The 4,141-nt window shown below is 58.8% G+C and carries 2 protein-coding genes and 2 pseudogenes; 2 read left to right on the forward strand and 2 right to left on the reverse strand.

Annotation, left to right across the window (positions count from 1 at the left end; genetic code table 11):
• Both AC1DU9_RS29490 and AC1DU9_RS29495 read right to left on the reverse strand, forming a co-directional pair.
• Window positions 1-168: pseudogene (locus AC1DU9_RS29490) on the reverse strand (IS110 family transposase); the annotation flags it as partial.
• A gap of 132 nt (window positions 169-300) precedes the next feature.
• On the reverse strand, window positions 301-771 hold the full coding sequence (locus AC1DU9_RS29495; RefSeq protein WP_477811234.1) for a DUF1289 domain-containing protein: 471 nt from the start codon (window positions 769-771) through the stop codon (window positions 301-303).
• A gap of 457 nt (window positions 772-1,228) precedes the next feature.
• On the opposite strand from AC1DU9_RS29495, the gene acnB reads away from it, so the two are divergent.
• Complete coding sequence (acnB, locus tag AC1DU9_RS29500; RefSeq protein ID WP_108215913.1) at window positions 1,229-3,829, forward strand: bifunctional aconitate hydratase 2/2-methylisocitrate dehydratase; 2,601 nt, start codon at window positions 1,229-1,231, stop codon at window positions 3,827-3,829.
• Window positions 3,830-3,984: 155 nt separating this feature from the next.
• A pseudogene (locus tag AC1DU9_RS29505) lies at window positions 3,985-4,141 on the forward strand (IS110 family transposase); the annotation flags it as partial.

Consider the following 4,141-nt stretch of genomic DNA (forward strand, 5'->3'; position numbering starts at 1 on the left):
GCCGCAGGCCTCCATCACGACAGTGCAGGGCTCAAGGTTCATCAGGTGCTGCATGAGCGCTACCCGATTGAATTTTTTGCGGTACAGCTCGTGACCACGATCATCCTGTGCATGTAGATGAAAGGTGTGTTTTCCCAGATCGATGGCGGCAATAGCTACTTTGCTCATGGCAATGATCTCCGATAAGCCCCCTGTGAAAGCTTAGTGGTCGATCACAGGGGGCGGCGGGGGTAGCCATTTCATTAGGGGATTTGTGAACGACACAGGTCCAATGTGGGAGCGAGCTTGCTCGCGATGCTTTTAGGCGCCAAAGGCGTCTTTGAGGAAACCCGGCGCAATGTAGCGCTGGTAATGGGCCTCGGAGAGCAGGAAAAATTCCCGATCGATGGCATCGCGCAATTCCGGCAGATTCCAGTCGCGAAACTCCGGCAGCACCACCATCCCGTAGGCTTCCAGGTTGTTGATCACCCGTGCGCCCCGGGCGATCAACTGGTAGGCCCAGCAGTATTCCGACTGATGGGGCACGAAGCGGATCTTGCGTTGCTCCAGCTGCATTCGCAGCAGCGCCGGGTCGAAAATCTCCACCTTGGCGGCCATCACCTGGGACAGCAACTGCTCCAGGCGCAGCCATACCGCGCGCTTTTCCTCCTCGTTGTAACCGTTCCAGTGGATCACTTCGTGGTGGAAACGCTTGCAGCCACGGCACACCAGGTCACCGTAGACAGTGGAGCAAAGGCCGACGCATGGCGTCTTGATGGTCTGATTGGGCATAGATAGGCAAAACGCGAAAAAGCAGAACAGGCCGGCATGTTAGCCCTTTGTCGGCCATTGATCACCCCTCAACGTTCAGGGCCTTGGGTGAATCGGGGTTTGCCGGCCGCCTCCACCAAAGTCCAATAAACACTGACTTACCTTTAATTTTTTTTTGCCGTAGAATCAGCCTGCCTTTTTAGGCGCCAATGTCCGTTAGAAGCTGTTTTCAAAGCGTCACGAGCACAGTCGTTCCTTCAGAGCGGTGTTGGCGAGGGGTTTTTCCAGCGGGGAAAAGCCCAACGCCAACCCTCATCAGCTCCCGTTCTGCAGGCGTAAAACTTTGAAAGCAGCTTCTGTAAGGAATTGTCGGTAATTCTGGCTAAGTGGCTCACAACGCCATGCTGCGCATGAGTACGGCAATTTCGGGATGAGCGTCCCGGACACCCATTTGGGACCACTGATGAGGGTAATAACTGTGCTTGAAGCCTACCGCAAACATATCGAAGAGCGCGCAGCACTGGGTATCGTTCCCCAGCCGCTAAACGCCGAACAAACTGCAGGCCTGGTCGAGCTGCTGAAAAATCCCCCGGCTGGCGAAGAAGCATTCCTCGTTGACCTGATCACCAATCGCGTTCCGCCTGGAGTGGACGAAGCAGCCTATGTCAAGGCCGGCTTCCTGTCCGCTATCGCCAAAGGCGAAGCCAAATCCCCCCTGATCGACAAGAAGCGCGCTGTTGAACTGCTCGGCACCATGCAGGGCGGCTACAACATCGTGACTCTGGTAAACCTGCTGGACGACGCCGAACTGGCGCCAGTAGCTGCCAAAGAACTCAAGCACACCCTGCTGATGTTCGACGCCTTCCACGACGTCGCTGAAAAAGCCAAGAACGGTAACGTTCACGCCCAAGGCGTGCTGCAATCCTGGGCTGACGGCGAGTGGTTCGTGAAGCGCCCGACCCTGGCCGACAAGATCAGCCTGCGCGTGTTCAAGGTCACCGGCGAGACCAACACCGACGACCTGTCCCCTGCCCCTGATGCCTGGTCCCGTCCGGACATCCCGCTGCACGCCCTGGCCATGCTGAAAATGGCTCGCGACGGCATCGTGCCTGACGCACAAGGCGTCACCGGTCCGATGAAGCAGATCGAAGAAATGCGCGGTCAAGGTTTCCCTATCGCCTACGTCGGCGACGTGGTCGGTACCGGTTCGTCGCGTAAATCGGCGACCAACTCCGTACTGTGGTTCTTCGGCGACGACGTTCCCTACGTGCCGAACAAGCGTGCCGGCGGTTTCTGCTTCGGCAGCAAGATCGCTCCGATCTTCTACAACACCATGGAAGATGCCGGCGCACTGCCAATCGAGTTCGACGTATCCAACATGCACATGGGCGACGTGATCGACCTGTACCCGCATGCTGGCAAAGTCTGCAAGCACGGCACCGACGAAGTCCTGACCACCTTCGAAATGAAGACCCCGGTGCTGTTGGACGAAGTTCGCGCTGGCGGCCGTATTCCGCTGATCATCGGCCGTGGCCTGACCGAGAAGGCTCGCACCGAGCTGGGTCTGCCACCTTCGACCCTGTTCAAGAAGCCTGAAGCACCGGCTGAAAGCACCAAGGGTTTCACCCTGGCGCAGAAAATGGTCGGCAAGGCTTGCGGCGTGACCGGCGTTCGTCCGGGCACCTACTGCGAACCGAAGATGACCACCGTCGGCTCCCAGGACACCACAGGTCCGATGACCCGTGACGAACTGAAAGACCTGGCGTGCCTGGGCTTCTCGACCGATCTGGTGATGCAGTCCTTCTGCCACACCGCGGCCTATCCAAAGCCGATCGACGTGACCACCCACCACACCCTGCCTGACTTCATCATGACCCGCGGCGGCGTTTCCCTGCGTCCGGGCGACGGCATCATCCACTCGTGGCTGAACCGCATGCTGCTGCCAGACACCGTCGGTACCGGTGGTGACTCCCACACCCGTTTCCCGATCGGCATCTCGTTCCCGGCCGGTTCCGGCCTGGTCGCGTTCGCCGCAGCCACCGGCGTCATGCCGCTGGACATGCCTGAGTCGATCCTGGTTCGCTTCAAAGGCGAACTGCAGCCAGGCGTCACCCTGCGTGACCTGGTTCACGCCATTCCTTACTACGCGATCCAGGCTGGCCTGCTGACCGTAGAGAAGAAAGGCAAGAAGAACGCCTTCTCCGGTCGCATCCTGGAGATCGAAGGCCTGCCTAAACTGACCGTCGAGCAAGCGTTCGAACTGTCTGACGCCTCGGCTGAACGTTCGGCTGCCGGTTGCACCATCCAGCTGTCCAAAGAGTCGATTGCCGAATACCTGCAGTCCAACATCACCCTGCTGCGCTGGATGATCGGCGAAGGCTACGGCGATGCACGTACTCTGGAACGTCGCGCTCAAGCGATGGAAGCCTGGCTGGCCAACCCTGAGCTGCTGCAAGCAGACAAAGACGCTGAATACGCTGAAATCATCGAGATCGACCTGGCCGACATCAAGGAGCCTGTGCTCTGCGCGCCGAACGACCCGGACGACGCTCGCCTGCTCTCCAGCGTTGCTGGCGAGAAGATCGACGAAGTGTTCATCGGTTCGTGCATGACCAACATCGGTCACTTCCGCGCTGCCGGTAAGCTGCTGGAACAGGTCAAGGGTCAGTTGCCAACCCGTCTGTGGCTGTCGCCGCCGACCAAGATGGACGCTCACCAGCTGACCGAAGAAGGCTACTACGGCATCTACGGCAAGGCCGGCGCGCGCATGGAAATGCCAGGCTGCTCGCTGTGCATGGGTAACCAGGCACGTGTAGAGCCGAACTCGACTGTCGTGTCGACTTCGACCCGTAACTTCCCGAACCGTCTGGGTGACGGCGCGAACGTCTACCTGGCTTCGGCTGAGCTTGCGTCCGTGGCTTCCATCCTGGGTCGCCTGCCGACCGTCGAGGAGTACATGGAATACGCTGGCAAGATCGACAGCATGGCGGCCGATGTCTACCGCTACCTGTCCTTCGACCAGATCGCCGAGTTCCGTGAAGCTGCTGCGAACGCCAACATCCCGGTCGTTCAAGCCTAACGTTGCAACGCAATGAAAAACGCCGCCCATCGTGAGATGGGCGGCGTTTTTTTATGCCTTCTGCCACAGCCCCTACCCTAATGAAATGGCTACCCCCGCCGCCCCCTGTGATCGACCACTAAGCTTTCACAGGGGGCTTATCGGAGATCATTGCCATGAGCAAAGTAGCTATTGCCGCCATCGATCTGGGAAAACACACCTTTCATCTACATGCACAGGATGATCGTGGTCACGAGCTGTACCGCAGAAAATTCAATCGGGTAGCGCTCATGCAGCACCTGATGAACCTTGAGCCCTGCACTGTCGTGATGG

The organism is Pseudomonas sp. P4_C1 (assembly GCF_056402155.1).